Below are 16,890 nucleotides of genomic sequence, written 5' to 3'. Positions count from 1 at the left end.
TTCAGGCGTTCAAGCCCTTCATGCCCTCTTCGGTATAGCGCCCGCCGGCCGCCACGCCGATCGGCAGCGCCGCGCCGATGCGGGCCAGTTCCTCGGCCGACAGCGCCACCTTCAGCGCGCCCAGGTTGTCGTCGAGGTAGCGGATGCGCTTGGTGCCGGGAATCGGGATCACGTCCTCGCCCTGCGCCAGCAGCCAGGCCAGCGCCAGCTGGGCCGGCGTGCAGCCCTTCTCGGCCGCCAGCGCCTTGACCGTCTCGACGATGCGCAGGTTGCCCTGCAGGTTCTCCTCGGCGAAGCGCGGGTTGGAGCGGCGGAAGTCCTTGGCGTCGAGCGAATCACTGGTGACCTGGCCGGTGAGGAAGCCGCGGCCCAGCGGGCTGTAGGCACAGAAGGCCGCGCCCACCTCGCGGCAAGCCTGCAGCACGCCCTGCTCGGGGTCGCGCGTCCACAGCGAGTATTCGCTCTGGACCGCGGCGATCGGGTGCAGGGCCGCCGCGCGCCGCAGCGTGGCGGGCGAGACCTCCGACAACCCGATGGCGCGCACCTTGCCGGCCTTCACCAGCTCGGCCAGCGCGCCGATCGAGTCCTCCAGCGGCGTCTCGAGGTTGAGCCGGTGGATGTAGTAGAGGTCGATGGTCTCCACGCCCATCCGGCGCAGCGAGGCCTCGCAGGCCGAGCGGATGTAGGCCGGCGAGTTGTCGACGCGGCGCTCGTAACTGCCGGGCTTGCGCACCAGGCCGAACTTGGTGGCCAGCGTGACACGCTCGCGCTTGCCCCGGAGGAAGCGGCCCAGCAGTTCCTCGTTGGCGCCGAAGCCGTAGGCGTCGGCGGTGTCGAACAGGGTCACGCCCGCGTCGAGCGCGTGTTCGAGCGTGGCCAGCGACTGGGCGTCGTCGGTCTCGCCATAGAACTCCGACATGCCCATGCAGCCGAGGCCAAGCGCCCCGACCTGGAGGCCGCTCTGGCCGATGGAACGTTGCTTCATACTGCTTTTTCCTTTTGCGATGAAAGAGGGCCGCGCTCGATGGCGCGGTAGTGCGTGATCTTGTCGGCCAGGATGCCGGCCGCGCGCTGCATCTCGGCGATGGACGCCTGCACCTCGGCCAGGTGCGCCTCGAGCATCTGGCGCCGTTGCGCGGCCGTGGCATCGCCCTGGCTGCGCAGGGTGGCGAATTCCTGCATCCGGGCGACCGGCATGCGGGTCTCGCGCAGGCGCAGCAGGAAAGCGATCCAGTCGAGGTCCGCGGCCGCGTAGCGGCGCTGGCCGCCGGCGGCGCGCGTCACGGGGGCGATGAGCCCGATGCGTTCGTAGTAGCGCAGCGTGTGCGCCGTGAGGCCGGTGCGGCGCGAGACCTCGTCGATGCTGAGGGGAGAGTCCATGGCGTGCATTCTCGAAGTTCGAGCGCACTCCAAGTCAAGAAGAATCGCGCTTCCTCTATTGCAGCCCGAAGGTGAAGACCGCGCCGCGACCCTCGCGCGGCTCCAGCCGGATGTCGCTGCCGTGCAGCTGCAGGATGCGCCAGACGATCATCAGGCCCAGCCCGCCCTCGCGCTGGCGCCCCGCAGCGAAGGCCGGCCGGGTGAAGATCACCGGCTCCAGTTCGCGCGGCACGCCCGGCCCGGTGTCGCTGACCTCGACGCGGATGCCCGCGCCCTCGCCCCACAGGCGCACCCGGACCTCGCCGCCCTCGGGCGTGTGGCGGATCGCGTTGTCCAGCAGGTTGGTGAGTACGCGCTCGATCATGCCCAGGTCGGCATGGACCGCGGGCAGGCCCTGGGCGATGTCGGCCACCAGGTGCTGGCGCCGCGCCTCGGCCGCGAGCTCGAACTTCTGGAACACGTCCTGCACCAGGTCGGCCAGCGCGAAGCGCTCCTTCTCGGGCTTGACCACGCCGTACTCCAGCCGCGCCAGCTCGAACAGCTCCTGCGCCAGCCGGCCGACCTTGCGGCTCTGGCCCAGCGCGATCTCCAGGTAGCGCCGGCGCTCGGCGGGCGCCAGCGTGTCGGCCTTCATCTGCAGCGTCTCGAGGTAGCCGTGCAGCGAGGTCAGCGGCGTGCGCAGGTCGTGCGAGATGTTGGCGAAGAGCTCGCGCCTCTGCTGGTCCTGCGCCGTGAGTTCGCGCCACTGCTCGGCGATGCGCTGCGCCATCTTCTGGAAGGCCTGGCCCAGCATGCCGATCTCGCCGCCCGTGCGCGCCACGCGGTCGAGCGCGGGCGTGGCCTGCTCCAGTGCGGCCACGCCCTCGCGCTCGAAGCGCTCCACCGCCCCGGTCAGTTCGCGCAGCGGCCGCGTGATGAGCCGGAATGCAAAAAGCCCCGCCACCAGGCCCAGCAGCGCGACCAGCGCCATCGACCACAGCGTGGTGCGCATCACGCTGCCGGCCGCGACGTTGGCGGCCACGGCCTCGCGGTCTTCGCCCGACAGCACCACGTAGACATAGCCCGTGTCGCGCCCGTCGGCCTGCAGCGGCGCGGCGCTGAAGACCTTGCGCCCACCCTCGCCGCGCGGATCGTCGCCGAACACCGGCAGCGCCGCGCCGCCCAGCAGGCGGCGGATGGGCCCCAGGTCGACCAGGTCGCGCTTGAGGTGGCCCGGCGGCGCGGCCTGCGCGACGATGCGGCCGTCGGCGGCCAGCAGGTAGACCTCGACGCTGGGGTTGACCGCCATCAATTGGTCGAACAATGCATGCACGGCCGTGTCGTCGAGGCCGTTGGCGCGCATCAGCGCGGCATTGCCCGCGATGTGGGCCGCCAGGCCCATCGACAGGCGCTGCGTCACCTCCTGCTCGTGCCGCCCGCCGGCCGACCACTGCAGCCAGGCCGAAGCCCCGCAGCAGGCCAGCAGCAGCACCGCGAACACCGCCGACAAGCGACGCGAGAGGCTGGCCGAGGCGAAGCCCGTCGTCATGCCGCGGCCTCCGGCGCGTCGGTGGGCGCCAGCTTGTAGCCACGCCCCCAGACCGTGAGGATGCGGCGCGGCTCGGCCGGGTCGGCCTCGATCTTCATGCGCAGCCGGTTGATGTGCGTGTTGACCGTGTGCTCGTAGCCGTCGTGCTGGTAGCCCCAGACCTGGTTGAGCAGGTCGAGCCGCGAGAACACCCGGCCCGGATGGCGCGCGAAGAAGTACAGCAGGTCGAACTCGCGCGGCGTGAGCTCGATCGGCTTGCGGTCGACCCACACCTCGCGCGCCACCGGGTCGATGTCCAGGTTGCCGAGCGCGAGCCGGCCCGATTCCATGCGCGCGTTGCGCGCCATCGCCTCGGTGCGCCGCAGCAGCGCGCGCACCCGCGCCACCAGCTCCAGCACCGAGAAGGGCTTGGCCAGGTAGTCGTCGGCACCCAGCTCCAGCCCGAGGATGCGATGCACCTCGCTCGAGCGCGCGCTGGTGATGATGATCGGCGTGTAGCGGGTCATGGCGCGGGCGCGGCGGCAGATCTCGAGGCCGTCGATGCCGGGCAGCATCAGGTCGAGGATCAGCGCGTCCCAGCTGCCGCGCTCGAGTTCGCGCGCCCCGGCATCGCCGTCGGCCGCATGCGTCACGGCATAGCCCTCGTCGTGCAGGTGCAGGCGCAGCAGTTCGGCGATGTGGGCATCGTCCTCGACGATCAGCACGCGTTTGGCGGTTTCCATGTCGGCCCATTTTGCGGCGATCGGGCCGCGGGAGTTATCACGAATTATTGAACTCTTCGTGAGGATTCGGCCAGCAGGTGCGCCCAACAATCCGCCCCATGCAAGACCGACACCCCACCCCCGATCGCACACCGATCCACCCGGTGTGGATGCGCATCGCCCACTGGCTCAATGCGCTGGCGGTGCTGGTGCTGGTGACCAGCGGCTGGCGCATCTACAACGCCGCGCCCTTCTTCCCCTTCGAGATCCCCAAGGGCCTCACGCTGGGCGGCTGGCTGGGCGGCGCGCTGCAGTGGCATTTCGCGGCGATGTGGCTGCTGGCGGCCAACGGCCTGGTCTACCTGGCGCTCAACATCGCCAGCCGTCGGCTGTTCCGCAAGTTCTTCCCGCTGTCGATCCGGGGCATCTGGCAGGACCTGCTCGCGGCCCTGCACGGCCGGCTCTCGCATGCCGACCCGCGCCACTACAACAGCGTGCAGCGCGCGGCCTACCTGTTCGTAATGCTCGACATCGCGCTGCTGGTGCTGTCGGGCCTGGTGCTGTGGAAGTCGGTGCAGTTCGCGTTCCTGCGCGACCTGTTGGGCGGCTATGAATTCGCGCGCCGCATCCATTTCTTCGCGATGGCCGCGCTGGTCGGCTTCGTCGCGCTGCACCTGGTGATGGTGGCGCTGGTGCCCCGCACCCTGCTCACGATGCTCAGCGGCCGCGCCGGCCTGCCCAAAGGAAAGACGTCATGAAGATCCTCCGCCGCCTGCCGCTGATCGGCGTCGACAGCGAGGCCGCGCTGGCCGAAGCCCGGCAGCTGATCCAGCGCAAGGTCGAACACCCCGCGCGCCGCGCCTTCCTCACGCGCTCGTTGACGATGGGCGGCCTGTCGCTGCTCACCGGCTGCAGCATCAGCGACAACGCCGGCGTCGAGGCCGCGCTCAACACCATCTCGCGCTTCAACGACAAGGTGCAGGGGATGATCTTCGACCCGACGCAGCTTGCGCCCACGTATCCCGAATCGATGATCACGCGGCCCTTCCCCTTCAACGCCTTCTACGGCGAGAGCGAGGTGCGCGAGGTCGACGAGGACAGCTACCGGCTCGAAGTGACCGGCCTGGTGGCCGACAGGCGCCAATGGACGCTGGCCGAACTGCGCGCCATGCCGCAGCAGGACCAGGTCACGCGCCACATCTGCGTGGAAGGCTGGAGCGCCATCGGCAAATGGGGCGGCGTGCGCTTCGCCGACTTCCTGCGCCGCGTGGGCGCCGACACCAGCGCGAAGTTCATCGGCTTCAAGTGCGCCGACGACTACTACACCAGCATCGACATGCCGACCGCGCTGCATCCGCAGACCCTGCTCACGCTGAGCTACGACGGCGAGCCGCTGCCACCGAAGTACGGCTTCCCGATGAAGCTGCGCATGCCGACCAAGCTGGGCTACAAGAACCCGAAGCACATCAAGGCGATCTTCGTCACCAACACCAACCCTGGCGGCTACTGGGAAGACCAGGGCTACAACTGGTTCGGCGGGAGCTGAGCGACCCGAAGCTCAGCACTGCCGCAACGCGCGGCCGGCGGCCTGTCGAACCCGGCCATTTTTCTCTCTCTCGACAAACGCTCTCATCACATCAAGGAAACCCAAATGAACAAGCTCAGCACCACCCTCCTCGCCGCCTTCATCGCCGTCGGCTCGGTCTCGGCCTTCGCCGCCGACGAGATGGCCAAGGACAGCATGGCCAAGGATTCGATGTCGAAGGACAGCATGTCCAAGGACGGCATGAAGAAGGACGCGATGAAGAAGGATTCGATGGCCAAGGACGGCATGGCCAAGGACGCGATGGCTAAGGACGGCATGGCCAAGGACGGCATGAAGAAGGATGCCATGGGCAAGGACGCCATGGGCAAGGATGCGATGTCGAAGGACGCGATGTCCAAGGACGGCATGAAGAAGTAAGGCCGCCAAAGCGCCGCAACACACCCGCGGCGGTTCAGCGCCTTGTCAGAGGAACATGAAGGCGGCCGCGGCCACCGCCGTGGGCCCCAGCGCGCCGAGCAGCAGCCCGCCCGCGCCGACCGTCTCGTCCGCAAAGCCCCGCTTGAGCAGGGCGATGCCGGCGGGATTGGGCGCGTTGGCGATCACCGTCAGGCCACCGCCCGCGACCGCGCCGGCCACCAGCATGTATTTCGACTCGTCCGAGATGCCGACAATCAGCGAACCGAGGTAGGTCAGAGCGGCGTTGTCGGTGATGGCGGTCAGGCCCAGCGCGCCGAGGAACAGCGCCACCGGCGTCAGGCCCGAGACGATGGGCTGCAGCCACCACTGCTGCATGCCGCCCAGCACCACCAGGCCGGCCAGGAAGAAGCCCACCAGCAGCGCCTCCTTGATGATCAGCGGGCTCTGGTGCCGCTCATAGGCCTGCGTGAAGCCGAGGAACATCAGGAACAGCCCGAGGAACACCACCGGGTGATGCGCGAACAGCACCACGCCCGCGAGCAGCCCCACGTGCACGGCCACCACCGTCGGCGGCACGCGCGTTTCGGCCGCTGCGCCGTCCAGGGCCGCGGGCGCGGGGCGCAGATGGTGGCGCAGCACGAAGGCGGCGACGCTGGCGTTCACCAGCACCGCCAGCGCGGCCTTCCAGCCGAAGGTGGCGAACATGAAGGCGCTGTCCCATTGCCAGGTGGTCGCGACCATCAGCACCGGCGGTGCCGCATAGGAGGTGAGCGTGCCGCCGATCGAGACGTTCACGAACAGCACGCCCAGGGCCAGGTACTTGACGCGCTCGGGCACCTCCGGCCGGAAGATCTGCGGCGCCAGCATGAGCGCGGCGATGGTCATCGCGGCCGGCTCGGTGATCAGCGAGCCGAACAGCGGCACCGCGGCCAGGCCCAGCCAGGCGGTGGCCAGCGGCGTCGGCACCGGCAGCACCCGCGCCAGCGTGTCGACGCTCGCCATCACCGTGCGCAGCACCGGCCGCGACGCGGCGATCACCATCACCACGAAGACGAACAGGGGCTCGGTGTAGTTGCGCGATTCCGCATAGTCCAGCGCCTGCGTGCCGCCGCTGACGAAGGCCATCGCCAGCACCAGCACGATCGCCCAGAAGCCGAAGACGACCTCGACCTCGCCCAGCAGGTGGAACAGGCCGGCATGGGCGGGATGGCGATGGGAGAGTCGCTCGAACTGCTTGGCGGCGAAGGTGTGGAGCAGGGCGACAGCGAAGATGGCTGCCGCGATCCATTGGATCGGGGTGTCGGTCATGTTTTTCGATCGTGACGAAACTGCGAGGCGGCCCGACCTTCGCAATGACCTGACAGGCCCTGATTGGCCTGCCACCCTCCCCGGATTTTAGCCGCAGCCCGTCGCTCAGCGGGTCGCGGGCGTCTGGACCAGGTCGAAGTGGTCGGCCTGGTACTGGAACAGCAGGCAGTTCGTGCCTGGCTCGCAGCCGCTGAAGTGCGGCAGCTTGCCCGGGATGTAGTAATAGGAGCCGGCCGGGTACTGCACCTTCTTGCCGTCCTCGAAGATCGCATAGAACACGCCGCTCAGCACCACCGTGGGCAAGGCCTGGGTGTGGAAGTGGTGCGGGTTGACATAACCGGCCGGGAATTCCACGAAGGCCTCGTACGGGCCCTGGCCCAGAATCTCGCCGCGCACGTTCGCCGCGCGGATGCCGCCGGTGCCGGGCACGTCGCGCCATTGGAGGTCCTTGGCCGGCAGCGAGACCAGGGCTTCGGACGGGGCCGGGCCCCCTCCTCCGCCACCGCCGCAGCCGGCCAATGCCGCCAGCGCGACGAGGCCCACCGCGCCGAGGCGGTACTTGAACGTGTTCTTCATGGTTTTTTCCTTTGGGTGTGTGACAGCAAAAAAAGACGACGCCGCGACGCCACCGGGTGCGAGACAGGCTCGCCCCGGAGGGATGCGGTCTGGAATTCGGGGAGGATCCGCGCGCGCGTGGCCGGATCGGATCGCTAGGCGACGGCGGGATCGGGGCTCTGGCGGATGCCGGGGTGCTTCTTCATGCGCGGGTGCCTTTCATGGCCGATGCGGTGTGACGGCCCGAATGGTAGAAGCGCGCGCCGCGGCGCGCCAGCCGTGCCGCCGCACAAGATTTGTGCGCATCCTGCGGGCCGGCCCGCCTCAGGCCGGCAATGCCACCACCACCGCGGCCTCGTCGAGCACGGCCGCCACGCGCTGCCGGGTGCGCAGCGCGACATCGCGCGGCGCGAAGCCGACCAGCTGCAGGCCGGCGCCGATCGCCACCGCGACCTCGTCGCCGCCCGCGCCGCGCAGCACGCCCGTCACGGCACCGTCGAGCCGGTTGCCGCGCGCGCTGGCCGGGGCGGCATCGGCGCGCAGCACGCGCACCGCGGTGGCCTTGCACAGCGCGAGTACCGGCAGGCCTTCGTGCAGGCCCAGCAGCTCGGCGCTCTCCTGGGTGATGCGCGCGGCGATGCGGCCGCCTTCGGCCCCATCGCCGAGCCGCATCAGGGCACGCACCGTGCGCCCGGTCGACGCCATCGACTCGATCACGGCCGGCAGCTGGTTGCGCATGCTGGTGCGCACCGCCAGCCGCGCGATCGTGGTATCGGCCCGCGGCGCGGCCTCGGCGCCGCCGGCGGCCCAGCGCGCATGCACGGCGCGGCGCGCGGTGTCGAGCGCCTCGGCCAGCTCGAGCAGGTGGCCGCCGTGCGCCGTGAGCACCGCGCCGCCGCCGCCCGCGCCGCCCACCGCCCGCTCGACCAGCGGTACGCCCGCCAGGTTGGTCAGGGTGTCGATGGCCTGCCAGGCGGCCTTGTAGCTCACGCCCGCGTCGCGCGCGGCCTGGGAGATGCTGCCGCTGCGGGCGATGCCACGCAGCAGGTCGATGCGCTTGTCGCTCGGGCCGTGGCCGAGCGCGTCGATGAGTCGGGGGCTTGCCATGCGGCGCATTGTGCAATGCGCACACGACATCGCCGCTTGCGTTATCCTTTTTTGGAATAGCGCGGCGCACGGCCCCTCGGCCAGCCGCGGCCCGTACTGAAAGGACCCCCACCGTGAGTGCCGATGCCCTTGCCTCCGAAGCGGCCGCCCCGCGCCATTCCCTCGCGCGGCTGGGCCGCCACCTGCATGCCTCGGTGCTGCGCACCTGCCTGCCGGTCGAGGCGCTGCGCGACGTGCTGCCGCGCGGCGCCGTCGCCCAGCGCGAACTCGACGAGGCGGTGCTCGCGGCGGCGGTGGCCAGCGCGGCCGCGGCCGGTGCCGAGGCCGAGGCGCTGAATGCGGCGCTCGACCGCCACCATGCGCCGGCGCTGGCGCGCTTCGCCCGTGCGCGCAGCGGCGTCGACCTGCTGCGCGAATGGAGCACCGCGGCCGGCTCGCCGGCCATGCCGGGTGCCTACTGGGCGCTGCTCACGCACCCGCTGGCCGACCGCGCGCTGCGCCACCTGGCCTTCGGCGACGTGGAGATGCTGGGCCACAAGGCGCCGGCCAACGCCTCGCTGCCGATGCTGCTGGCGCGACGCTCGGTGTCGCCGCGCCGGCTGAGCGGGCCGGCCCCCACGCCCGAGGCGCTCGACCTGATGCTGCAGGCCGCGCTCGCGGCCCCCGACCATGGCCGCCTGCATCCCTGGCGCGTGATCGAGTTCCGCGCCGAGGCGCGCGAGGCGCTGGCCGACATCTTCGAGCGCGAGAAACGCGGCCGCGACCCGATGGCGGCGGCCAACGACCTGCGGCGCGCGCGCGAGCACGCCACCCGTCCGCCCTGCCTGCTGGCCTTCGTGGTGTCGCTGCGCCAGCGCAAGCGCGTGCCGCTGCGCGAGCAATGGCTGGCCGCCGGGGCCGCGCTGGGCAACCTGCTCAACGCCGCGCATGCGCAGGGCTACGGCGCGATCATGCTCAGCGGCGACCGCTGCTTCGACGCCGAGGTCTGCGCCGACCTGGGCCTGGGGCCGCACGAATTCCTCGCCGGCTTCGTCAGCATCGGCACCATCACCGAGCCCGCGCCGGCGGTCGACCGGCCGCTGTCGCAAACCGTCTGGTCCTGCTGGTCGTCGCCGGCACAGGGCCCGCGCAGCGGCGCGCGGCCCGCGGTCTGGACCTTCACGGCCAGCGACAAGGCCATCGGATGAACGACGTCGTCGTCTGCCGGCCGGTCGCACGGGTGCACAGCCGCTTCACCGAGGTGACGGGCATGCCGATCCAGTCGGCCGGCGTGCCGCAGGAACTGGCACGGGTCGAGGTCTTCGCCGAGTTCGCGGCCGGCCTGCGCGACATCGAGGGCTTCGAGTACCTGCTCCTGTTCACGCACTTCCATCGCTGCGCCAGCGAGAAGCTGGAAGTCATGCCCTTCCTCGACGACCGCACGCACGGCGTGTTCGCCACCCGTGCGCCGGCCCGGCCGAACCGGCTGGGGCTGTCGATCGTGCAGTTGCTCAGGGTCGAGGGCACGACGCTGCACATCGCCGGCAACGACATGCTCGACGGCACGCCGGTGCTGGACATCAAGCCCTACGTGCCGCGCTTCGACGTGCGCGCCACCGAGCGCATCGGCTGGTTCGCCGACCGCCTCGATGCGCTGCCCACCCTCCGCGCCGACGACCGCATGGCCTGATGCGGCTTTCCCCAGGGTCCGCGCGTGCCTGCGTTGTTATGATTTCGCTATTCCCGATTTGAATAGCGAACCGAAGGACGCGAGATGAACACGACTCCCCGCTGGCTGCAAAAAGCCACCCTGCTGGCCGTTTTTTCGCTGGGCAGCGTCGCGCTGCATGCGCAGGAGCTGGTGGTGTCCGCCGCGGCCAGCCTGACCAATGCCTTCCAGGCCGTCGGGCAGGCCTACGAGAAGGCGCACCCGGGCGCCAAGGTGACCTTCAACTTCGCCGCCTCGGGCCCGCTGCTCGCGCAGATCCAGCAGGGCGCGCCGGTCGACGTCTTCGCCTCGGCCGACCAGGAAACCATGGACCGCGCCGCCAAGGCGAATCTGCTGGCCGAAGGCACGCGGGACGACTTCGCGCGCAACACGCTGGTGCTGATCGTGCCGGCCAGCGCCGCGGCCTCGCCCGCCAAGCTGTCCGACCTCTCCGATGCCGCGTACAAGCGCATCTCGACCGGCACGCCGTCGTCGGTGCCCGTGGGCCGCTACACCATGGCCTCGGTGCAGGAAGCCGGCCTCACGGCCGCGCTGGAACCCAAGTGGATCTATGGCGAGAGCGTGCGCCAGGTGCTCAACTACGTCGCGCGCGCCGAGGTCGATGCCGGCTTCGTCTACCGCACCGACGCGCTGATCGAACGCGACAAGACCCGCATCGCGCTGACCGTGCCCACCACCACGCCCGTGAGCTACCCGATCGCGCAGATCGCCAGCAGCAAGAACGCGGCCGTCGGCAAGGACTTCATCGCCTTCGTGCGCAGCACCGCGGGCCAGCAGATCCTCGACGGCTTCGGCTTCTCCAAGCCCTGATCCTTGCTCGCTCCCCTCTGGCTCACGCTCAAGATCGCCCTGCTGGCCACGCTGCTGGCAGGCGCGATGGGCATCGCCCTGGGCTGGTGGATGGCGCGGCGCCAGTTCGCGGGCAAGAGCTTCGTCGACGCGCTGCTGATGCTGCCGATGGTGCTGCCGCCCACGGTGCTGGGCTACTACCTGATCGTGGTGATCGGCCGCAACGGCGTGCTGGGCCAGTACCTCGACCGCTGGTTCGGCATCAACCTGATGTTCACCTGGCAGGGCGCGGTGATCGCGGCCTCGCTGGTCTCGCTGCCGCTGATCTACAAGGCCGCGCGCGCCGCCTTCGAGGACGTCGACAGCCGCTTCCTGCATGCCGCGCGCACGCTGGGCGCGGGTGAGTTCGAGATCTTCGCGCGCGTGGCGCTACCGCTGGCGGTGCGCGGCATCACGGCCGGCCTGATGCTGGCCTTCGCGCGCGCCATGGGCGAGTTCGGCGCCACGCTGATGATCGCCGGCAACCTGCCCGGCAAGACGCAGACGCTGTCGATCGCCATCTACGACGCGGTGCAGGCCGGCAACGACGCGCAGGCGCTGTGGCTCACGCTGGTGATCTCGGTGGTCTGCGTGGTGGTGCTGGTGGTGTCGGGCCGCATGCTGCAGGCCAAGCATTGACGACCATGACGCCGGTGCTCGACATCCACGTGCAGACCCTGCTGGAATCGCCCGGGCGGCGTTTCGAGCTCGACGCGCGCTTCACGTCCACCACGCTGCGCACCGCGCTGATCGGCGCCTCGGGCTCGGGCAAGTCGACCGTGCTGATGGCGATCGCGGGCCTGGCGCCGCCTGCGCGCGGCCATGTGCGGGTGGCGGGCGAGGCGCTGCTCGACAGCGCGCACGGCATCGACCTGCCGGCCCGCGCGCGCGGCGTGGGCCTGGTGTTCCAGGACTATGCGCTGTTCCCCCACATGACGGTCGAGCAGAACCTGGCCTTCGGCCTCTGCCGCCTGGGCCAGCGCCCCGACGAGGCCCAGCGCGCGCGCATCGATGCGCTGGTGCATCAGTTCGACCTGGGCAGCTTGCGCACGGCCTGGCCGCGCCACCTGTCGGGCGGCCAGCGCCAGCGCGTGGCCCTGGCCCGGGCGCTGGCACCGCAGCCGCGCGTGCTGCTGCTCGACGAGCCGCTGTCGGCGCTCGACACGGTGCTGCGGGTCCGGCTGCGCGCCGAGCTGGCCGAGATGCTCGAGCGCGTGCAGGTGCCCACGCTGCTGGTCACGCACGACCCGAGCGACGTCGAGGCGCTGGCGCAGTCGGTGGTGACGCTCGACGAAGGCCGCGTCGGGCCGGCGCGCTAGCCTTCTCAGGCCCCGGCCGGCACCTTGTCCAGGAAGCCGGTCACGGCGCGCAGCTTGCCGCCGTCGAGTTGCGCGAAATCCGAGCCCTCGATCAGGTCCTCGGCGCCCGCGGGCCCCAGCGTCCAGCCGAAGCGCAGGTGATCGCCATGCGCGTCGGCCCGGCCCTTGAGGTGGAAGCGGAAGCCCGGGTAGCGCTGCTGCACCGCGCCGACCAGCGCATCGATGGCGTCGAGCCCGCGCGCCTGCGCCATCGGGTCGGCATAGCTGGCATCGGGCTGCCAGCCGGCTTCGAGCAGGCGACGGCGGCGCAGCGGATCGGTCTCGTTCCAGACGGCGAGGTAGGCGTGGGCGATGCCGGCGGCATCGGGGGTGGCGGTATTCATCATGACGATTCCTTTGGCGTTGACGGCCCGCAACGGCGCGGGGTGCATGAAGGATCGCGCCGGGCACGCGCGGCGTCGATGACCTCGCGGGTCATGCCTCAGATGCTGCAGCTGCGGAAGCCGAAGAAGCCGTCGTCGCGCGCCGGCGGCGCGAAGCCGCGCCAATGCATGGAGCGCATGCGCGCCCGGGTCGCGAAGGACGAACCCCGCAGCACGCGCGCCGTGCCGAAGGCGGGCACGGGATCAAATTCGGTGCCGCTGCTCCACGGGTCGGCGCGCCAACCGGGCCAGGCCTGCAGCGTGCCCGCCATCCACTCGTGCACCCCGCCCCAGCCGAAGCCGCGGTGGGCGCCGGCATGGGCCGCGATCTCCCATTCGACCTCGGTGGCGATGCGGCGGCCGGCCCAGCGCGCCCAGGCATCGGCCTCCCACCAGCACAGGTGCACCGCGGCATGGTGGTTGCCGGCCTGCACCATGCGGCCGAAGCGGCGCTGCAGCACCGCGCCGCCCGCGCCGCGCGGGCCGGCGCCGATCTGCTCCACATGGCGCGGCGCGCGGCGACCCTCGCTTTGCGCCGCCAGCCATTGCCAGCCGCCCGCATGCCAGAGGTCCTGACGGTCGTAGCCGCCGTCGTCCACGAACTCGGCGAACTGCTGCCAGCTCACGGGCTGGGCGTCGATCTCGAACTCGGGCACCGCGATGCGCACCGTGCCGGTCTCCTGCGACAGCGCCAGGCCGGGGGCGTCGGCGGGCCGGCCCAGGGTCCAATGGGTGGCGGGCATCAGCAGCGGCGCGCGCGGCGCGGCCGCGGGCGACAGTTCGATGTCCAGCGGCAGGCCCAGGCTCTGGGCCATCACGATCAGCTGCTCGCCGCGCAGGTCCTCGTGCAGCAGCGCCAGTCGGTAGAAGTAGAGGCCGGCATCGGTCTCGGCGGCGCGCGCCAGCAGGTCGAGCGTGCACTCCAGCGTCTCGAGCAGGTAGGCGCGCGTGGCCTCGGCATCGGGCAGTCCGGTGACGGCCGCAGCGGGCGGCAGGCTCCACCAGTCGTCGGCGCGCGGCTCGATCGACGCCAGCCGCGTCGGGCGCGCGGGGCAGTCCAGGCCGAAGGCGCGCTGCGTGTTGCGGGCGATCCACCATTCGGAGAACCAGGCGACGTGGCCGCCCAGCCAGAACGGCGGGACCACGCCCTGCTGGGGCGGCATCGGCGCGGTGCCCCGCTCTTGCGCCTGTTCCCACAGCGACAGCAGGTGCAGCGTGTGGTTGCGCGCGTCGATCAGCGCCAGCGACAGCAGTTCGCGGCCGGCGCGCCGCATGTCGGGCGAGTCGATCGATTGCGGTGTCGCATGCGCGGGCCGTGACGCAGGACCAGGGAGGGCAGGCATCGACGGATTATCGCGGTGCAATTTCCCGGGCCCGACTACGGGCAAACGCCGCATTGGGATCCCGCGATGCACCGATAAAATCCGCCCCACTGCACCCGACCCGCCTGCGCACAACGCCGGTGTGTCGGGTGTGTTCGTATCAAGCACGTCCAAAACATGGAGCGACTATGCAAGGCCTGATGAAGTTGTCGAGAGCCATCGACTGGCTCAATGCCCAAGTGGGAAAGTACGCGATCTGGATCATTCTGGCGTCTACCGCCATCAGCACGCTGAACGCGATCGTCCGCAAGGTGTTCAACACGAGTTCGAACGCCTACCTCGAAGTCCAGTGGTACCTGTTCGCCTGGTCCTTCCTGATCGCGGCAGGGTTCACCCTGCTCCATCGCGAGCATGTGCGCATCGACGTGCTCAACAGCCGGCTGTCGAAACGCACGCAGATGTGGATCGACATCCTCGGCTTCGCGCTGTTCCTCACGCCGCTGTGCCTGGTGGTGCTGTACTACACGGTGCCCATGCTGATCTCGCAGTACCAGTCGGGCGAGATGTCCGGCAATTCCGGTGGCCTGATCCGCTGGCCGGTGTGGCTCGCACTGCCGGTGGGCTTCACGCTGCTGCTGCTGCAGGGCTGGTCGGAACTGATCAAGCGCGTCGCGTTCCTGCGCGGCGACGGACCGGACCCAACGCTCAAGGCGGGTGAAAAATCGGCCGAGGAAGAACTGGCCGAAGTGCTGCGCGAACGCGCCGGCATCCAGCCCGGAACGCCCGAGACGGCACCCCAGGCCCGCTGAACGAAGCGCAACGCACACACACCATGGAATTCATCACTGCCAACTTCGCCCCGATCATGTTCGCGGGGCTGATCATCTTCCTGCTGCTGGGCTTCCCGGTGGCCTTCAGCCTCGGCGCCTGCGGGTTGTTCTTCGGTTTCATCGGCATCGAGCTGGGCGTGTTCCAGTCCTCCGTCATGGCCTGGTTGCCGCAGCGGCTCATCGGCATCATGGCCAACGACACCCTGCTGGCCGTTCCGTTCTTCACCCTGATGGGGCTGATACTGGAGCGAAGCGGCATGGCCGAGGACCTGCTCGACACCGTCGGCCAGGTCTTCGGCCCGATGCGCGGCGGCCTGGCGCTCGCCGTGATCTTCGTGGGCGCGCTGCTGGCCGCCACCACCGGCGTGGTCGCCGCCTCGGTGATCTCGATGGGCCTGATCTCGCTGCCCATCATGCTGCGCTACGGCTACGACCGGCGCATGGCCTCGGGCGTGATCGCCGCCTCGGGCACGCTGGCGCAGATCATCCCGCCCTCGCTGGTGCTGATCATCATGGCCGACCAACTGGGCAAGAGCGTCGGCGACATGTACAAGGGCGCCTTCGTTCCGGCCTTCATGCTGGTCGGCCTCTATGTGCTCTACGTCGCCTTCCTGGCCATCTTCAAGCCCGAGCGCGTGCCCGCACTGCCGCCCGAGGCCCGCATCTACCGTGAGCCCAACGGCGGCGGTGGCTACATGTCGCTGGTCGTGCTGATGACCATCTCGGCCATCGCCGCGATCCTGCTGGCGCAGAACATGACCGCGCTGCACAGCTGGTGGCAGGGCGAGGAAGTCACTTTCGTCGCCACCGACGAGAAGGTCGTGGTCGCCATGTGCGGCGGCACCTTCGTGGCCTTCGTGATCGCGGTCTTCAACAAGCTCACCGGCCTGAAGCTGCTGTCGCGCCTGGCCGAACGCGTGACCTTCGTGCTGATCCCGCCGCTGCTGCTGATCTTCCTGGTGCTGGGCACCATCTTCCTGGGCGTGGCCACGCCGACCGAAGGCGGCGCCATGGGCGCGATCGGCGCACTGGTGATGGGCGTGGTGCGCAAGCGCCTCGACATGAACCTGCTCAAGCAGGCGCTGACGGTGACCACCAAGCTGGGCAGCTTCGTGATGTTCATCCTGATCGGCGCCACCGTCTTCGGCCTGGTCTTCCAGGCGGCCGACGGCCCGATCTGGGTCGAGCACCTGCTGACCGGCCTGCCGGGTGGACAGGTGGGCTTCCTGATCGTGGTGAACCTGCTGATCTTCATCCTGGCCTTCTTCCTCGACTACTTCGAGCTGTCCTTCATCGTGGTGCCGCTGCTGGCGCCGGTCGCGCACAAGCTGGGCATCGACCTGATCTGGTTCGGCGTGCTGCTGGCGGTCAACATGCAGACCTCGTTCATGCATCCGCCCTTCGGCTTCGCGCTGTTCTTCCTGCGCTCGGTGGCGCCCGAAAAGCCCTACGTCGACCGCGTGACGCAGAAGATCATGCAGCCGGTCACGACAATGCAGATCTACCGCGGTGCGGTGCCCTTCGTGCTGATCCAGCTGGTGATGGTGGGTGTGCTGATCGCGTTCCCGGGCCTGGTCACCGGCAGCCTGGACAAGGTTCAGAACTACGACCTCGACAAGGTGGGCGAACAGATGCGCGAGCAGCTGCAGCCCGAGAGCAACGACACCGACGGCGGCTATGGCGCGAACGAGGAACCGAGCCCCGAACCCGCGGCACCGGCCGAAGGCGGCGCGATGCCCGAGCCCGGCGCAGAGCCTTCGTCGACGGCGCCCGAGTCGACCGCCGACGATCCGCTGAAGGCGCTGCAGGACTCGCTCAAGCCCAAGAGTCCCTGAACCCACCGGGGCGCTCCGGCGCCCCGGCCCACCGCCTGGATGCAGGCGAAAAAAAACCGCGCACTGCGCGGTTTTTTCTTTGAG

19 protein-coding genes are annotated in these 16,890 nt (G+C 70.0%); 10 read left to right on the top strand and 9 right to left on the bottom strand.

Annotated features, from left to right (window positions below; translation table 11 throughout):
* Position 1: 1 nt before the first annotated feature.
* From A9977_RS17010 to A9977_RS16995, 4 genes are read right to left on the bottom strand one after another with little or no spacing between them, the layout of a single operon-like run.
* Positions 2 to 985 (bottom strand): aldo/keto reductase, encoded by a 984-nt coding sequence (locus A9977_RS17010; RefSeq protein WP_183026054.1) that lies wholly within the window; start codon positions 983 to 985, stop codon positions 2 to 4.
* Positions 982 to 1,380: a MerR family transcriptional regulator gene (locus A9977_RS17005; RefSeq protein WP_183026053.1), complete on the bottom strand. Its 399-nt coding sequence runs from the start codon at positions 1,378 to 1,380 to the stop codon at positions 982 to 984. Before A9977_RS17005 ends, A9977_RS17010 begins: the two co-directional genes overlap by 4 nt.
* A gap of 55 nt (positions 1,381 to 1,435) precedes the next feature.
* Positions 1,436 to 2,908: an ATP-binding protein gene (locus A9977_RS17000; RefSeq protein WP_183026052.1), complete on the bottom strand. Its 1,473-nt coding sequence runs from the start codon at positions 2,906 to 2,908 to the stop codon at positions 1,436 to 1,438.
* Positions 2,905 to 3,630, bottom strand: coding sequence for a response regulator transcription factor (locus A9977_RS16995; protein ID WP_183026051.1), 726 nt, complete (start codon positions 3,628 to 3,630; stop codon positions 2,905 to 2,907). The genes A9977_RS17000 and A9977_RS16995 overlap by 4 nt, the downstream gene beginning before the upstream one ends.
* 98 nt (positions 3,631 to 3,728) lie before the next feature.
* Between A9977_RS16995 and A9977_RS16990 the strand changes: the two genes are divergently transcribed.
* The 3 genes from A9977_RS16990 (at position 3,729) to A9977_RS16980 (ending at position 5,572) form a co-directional block, all read left to right on the top strand.
* A complete protein-coding gene (locus A9977_RS16990; protein ID WP_183026050.1) occupies positions 3,729 to 4,367 on the top strand; it encodes a cytochrome b/b6 domain-containing protein in 639 nt (212 codons plus the stop codon).
* Positions 4,364 to 5,155, top strand: a complete 792-nt coding sequence (locus tag A9977_RS16985; protein WP_183026049.1) for a molybdopterin-binding protein — start codon at positions 4,364 to 4,366, stop codon at positions 5,153 to 5,155. The genes A9977_RS16990 and A9977_RS16985 overlap by 4 nt, the downstream gene beginning before the upstream one ends.
* A gap of 105 nt (positions 5,156 to 5,260) precedes the next feature.
* Positions 5,261 to 5,572 (top strand): pentapeptide MXKDX repeat protein, encoded by a 312-nt coding sequence (locus tag A9977_RS16980; RefSeq protein WP_183026048.1) that lies wholly within the window; start codon positions 5,261 to 5,263, stop codon positions 5,570 to 5,572.
* Between the two features lie 45 nt (positions 5,573 to 5,617).
* Here A9977_RS16980 and A9977_RS16975 read toward each other — a convergent pair whose 3' ends face one another.
* The 3 genes from A9977_RS16975 to A9977_RS16965 all read right to left on the bottom strand — a co-directional run bounded on the left by A9977_RS16975 (position 5,618) and on the right by A9977_RS16965 (position 8,542).
* Positions 5,618 to 6,880: a putative Na+/H+ antiporter gene (locus A9977_RS16975; protein WP_183026047.1), complete on the bottom strand. Its 1,263-nt coding sequence runs from the start codon at positions 6,878 to 6,880 to the stop codon at positions 5,618 to 5,620.
* A 105-nt stretch (positions 6,881 to 6,985) separates the two neighbouring features.
* Entirely contained in the window at positions 6,986 to 7,456 is a 471-nt protein-coding gene (locus A9977_RS16970) for a cupin domain-containing protein (protein WP_183026046.1), read from the bottom strand.
* Positions 7,457 to 7,759: 303 nt separating this feature from the next.
* Positions 7,760 to 8,542, bottom strand: a complete 783-nt coding sequence (locus A9977_RS16965; RefSeq protein ID WP_259652012.1) for a TOBE domain-containing protein — start codon at positions 8,540 to 8,542, stop codon at positions 7,760 to 7,762.
* Between the two features lie 113 nt (positions 8,543 to 8,655).
* Between A9977_RS16965 and A9977_RS16960 the strand changes: the two genes are divergently transcribed.
* The 5 genes from A9977_RS16960 to A9977_RS16940 all read left to right on the top strand — a co-directional run bounded on the left by A9977_RS16960 (position 8,656) and on the right by A9977_RS16940 (position 12,397).
* Entirely contained in the window at positions 8,656 to 9,729 is a 1,074-nt protein-coding gene (locus A9977_RS16960) for a nitroreductase (RefSeq protein ID WP_310936152.1), read from the top strand.
* Positions 9,726 to 10,211 (top strand): tRNA (N6-threonylcarbamoyladenosine(37)-N6)-methyltransferase TrmO, encoded by a 486-nt coding sequence (tsaA, locus tag A9977_RS16955; RefSeq protein WP_183026044.1) that lies wholly within the window; start codon positions 9,726 to 9,728, stop codon positions 10,209 to 10,211. Before A9977_RS16960 ends, tsaA begins: the two co-directional genes overlap by 4 nt.
* An 84-nt stretch (positions 10,212 to 10,295) precedes the next feature.
* Positions 10,296 to 11,060 carry a molybdate ABC transporter substrate-binding protein gene (gene modA, locus A9977_RS16950; RefSeq protein WP_183026043.1) on the top strand — a complete coding sequence of 255 codons (765 nt, stop codon included), beginning with the start codon at positions 10,296 to 10,298 and terminating at the stop codon, positions 11,058 to 11,060.
* A gap of 3 nt (positions 11,061 to 11,063) precedes the next feature.
* Positions 11,064 to 11,717 carry a molybdate ABC transporter permease subunit gene (modB, locus tag A9977_RS16945; RefSeq protein WP_183026042.1) on the top strand — a complete coding sequence of 218 codons (654 nt, stop codon included), beginning with the start codon at positions 11,064 to 11,066 and terminating at the stop codon, positions 11,715 to 11,717.
* 5 nt (positions 11,718 to 11,722) lie between these two features.
* Entirely contained in the window at positions 11,723 to 12,397 is a 675-nt protein-coding gene (locus tag A9977_RS16940) for an ABC transporter ATP-binding protein (RefSeq protein ID WP_183026041.1), read from the top strand.
* A gap of 5 nt (positions 12,398 to 12,402) precedes the next feature.
* On the opposite strand, the gene A9977_RS16935 is transcribed toward A9977_RS16940, so the two are convergent.
* Both A9977_RS16935 and A9977_RS16930 read right to left on the bottom strand, forming a co-directional pair.
* Entirely contained in the window at positions 12,403 to 12,780 is a 378-nt protein-coding gene (locus A9977_RS16935; protein ID WP_183026040.1) for a nuclear transport factor 2 family protein, read from the bottom strand.
* A gap of 98 nt (positions 12,781 to 12,878) precedes the next feature.
* Entirely contained in the window at positions 12,879 to 14,162 is a 1,284-nt protein-coding gene (locus tag A9977_RS16930) for an SUMF1/EgtB/PvdO family nonheme iron enzyme (RefSeq protein WP_259652011.1), read from the bottom strand.
* 167 nt (positions 14,163 to 14,329) lie between these two features.
* Between A9977_RS16930 and A9977_RS16925 the strand changes: the two genes are divergently transcribed.
* Positions 14,330 to 14,950 (top strand): TRAP transporter small permease subunit, encoded by a 621-nt coding sequence (locus tag A9977_RS16925; protein WP_183026039.1) that lies wholly within the window; start codon positions 14,330 to 14,332, stop codon positions 14,948 to 14,950.
* Positions 14,951 to 14,973: 23 nt separating this feature from the next.
* Positions 14,974 to 16,806 carry a TRAP transporter large permease subunit gene (locus tag A9977_RS16920; RefSeq protein ID WP_183026038.1) on the top strand — a complete coding sequence of 611 codons (1,833 nt, stop codon included), beginning with the start codon at positions 14,974 to 14,976 and terminating at the stop codon, positions 16,804 to 16,806.
* The last annotated feature ends 84 nt before the right edge of the window (positions 16,807 to 16,890 follow it).

It is taken from the genome of Variovorax sp. UMC13 (assembly GCF_014170375.1).
In the GTDB taxonomy this organism is placed as follows: domain Bacteria; phylum Pseudomonadota; class Gammaproteobacteria; order Burkholderiales; family Burkholderiaceae_C; genus Variovorax.
Note: the sequence above shows the minus strand (reverse complement) of the source record. Positions and strands in the feature narration are given on the sequence as shown.

What these genes read in the sequence shown, in the direction of transcription:
- A9977_RS16970 (WP_183026046.1), bottom strand. Translation starts at nt 7,456, where the DNA reads ATGAAGAACACGTTCAAGTACCGCCTCGGCGCGGTGGGCCTCGTCGCG.
- A9977_RS16985 (WP_183026049.1), top strand. Translation starts at nt 4,364, where the DNA reads ATGAAGATCCTCCGCCGCCTGCCGCTGATCGGCGTCGACAGCGAGGCC.
- A9977_RS16995 (WP_183026051.1), bottom strand. Translation starts at nt 3,630, where the DNA reads ATGGAAACCGCCAAACGCGTGCTGATCGTCGAGGACGATGCCCACATC.
- A9977_RS16920 (WP_183026038.1), top strand. Translation starts at nt 14,974, where the DNA reads ATGGAATTCATCACTGCCAACTTCGCCCCGATCATGTTCGCGGGGCTG.
- A9977_RS17010 (WP_183026054.1), bottom strand. Translation starts at nt 985, where the DNA reads ATGAAGCAACGTTCCATCGGCCAGAGCGGCCTCCAGGTCGGGGCGCTT.
- A9977_RS16990 (WP_183026050.1), top strand. Translation starts at nt 3,729, where the DNA reads ATGCAAGACCGACACCCCACCCCCGATCGCACACCGATCCACCCGGTG.
- A9977_RS16935 (WP_183026040.1), bottom strand. Translation starts at nt 12,780, where the DNA reads ATGAATACCGCCACCCCCGATGCCGCCGGCATCGCCCACGCCTACCTC.
- A9977_RS17000 (WP_183026052.1), bottom strand. Translation starts at nt 2,908, where the DNA reads ATGACGACGGGCTTCGCCTCGGCCAGCCTCTCGCGTCGCTTGTCGGCG.
- A9977_RS16925 (WP_183026039.1), top strand. Translation starts at nt 14,330, where the DNA reads ATGCAAGGCCTGATGAAGTTGTCGAGAGCCATCGACTGGCTCAATGCC.
- modA (WP_183026043.1), top strand. Translation starts at nt 10,296, where the DNA reads ATGAACACGACTCCCCGCTGGCTGCAAAAAGCCACCCTGCTGGCCGTT.
- A9977_RS16975 (WP_183026047.1), bottom strand. Translation starts at nt 6,880, where the DNA reads ATGACCGACACCCCGATCCAATGGATCGCGGCAGCCATCTTCGCTGTC.
- A9977_RS16980 (WP_183026048.1), top strand. Translation starts at nt 5,261, where the DNA reads ATGAACAAGCTCAGCACCACCCTCCTCGCCGCCTTCATCGCCGTCGGC.
- tsaA (WP_183026044.1), top strand. Translation starts at nt 9,726, where the DNA reads ATGAACGACGTCGTCGTCTGCCGGCCGGTCGCACGGGTGCACAGCCGC.
- A9977_RS16940 (WP_183026041.1), top strand. Translation starts at nt 11,723, where the DNA reads ATGACGCCGGTGCTCGACATCCACGTGCAGACCCTGCTGGAATCGCCC.
- A9977_RS16930 (WP_259652011.1), bottom strand. Translation starts at nt 14,162, where the DNA reads ATGCCTGCCCTCCCTGGTCCTGCGTCACGGCCCGCGCATGCGACACCG.
- A9977_RS17005 (WP_183026053.1), bottom strand. Translation starts at nt 1,380, where the DNA reads ATGGACTCTCCCCTCAGCATCGACGAGGTCTCGCGCCGCACCGGCCTC.
- A9977_RS16965 (WP_259652012.1), bottom strand. Translation starts at nt 8,542, where the DNA reads ATGGCAAGCCCCCGACTCATCGACGCGCTCGGCCACGGCCCGAGCGAC.